This window comes from Adlercreutzia sp. DFI.6.23 (assembly GCF_024462535.1).
GTDB lineage: Bacteria > Actinomycetota > Coriobacteriia > Coriobacteriales > Eggerthellaceae > Adlercreutzia > Adlercreutzia rubneri.
On the sequence record NZ_JANGBP010000467.1, the window covers coordinates 1 to 303 of the forward strand.

A 303-nucleotide genomic window follows, 5' to 3' on the forward strand; every position below is an offset into this window, starting at 1 on the left:
GGCGCAGGACGCCACCGCTTTCATGAAGGAGCTTGCAGCATCGGAGGAGCGTCCTGCGCCACGAACTCGGCGTTTTCCACACCGTTGTGGCGGGCGTTGTTGGCGGCGTCGCGGATGGCCGCCTCCACGGAATCGACGCCGATAACGCGGGCCGCCCCACGGCTCGCGGCCACCAGCCCAATGGTGCCTGTGCCACAATAGGCGTCGATAACCGTCTCGACGCCCGTAAGATTCGCCAAGCGGATGGCCTCGTCGTAAAGCACCTCGGTCTGCGTGGCGTTCACCTGGTAGAACGACTGCGAC

Annotated in this window: 1 protein-coding gene; it reads right to left on the reverse strand. The window is 65.3% G+C overall.

The window, feature by feature from the left end:
• Positions 1-20: 20 nt before the first annotated feature.
• Positions 21-303: methyltransferase domain-containing protein (locus NE591_RS14175; protein ID WP_256156971.1), on the reverse strand; the 283-nt coding region annotated here is incomplete at its 5' end.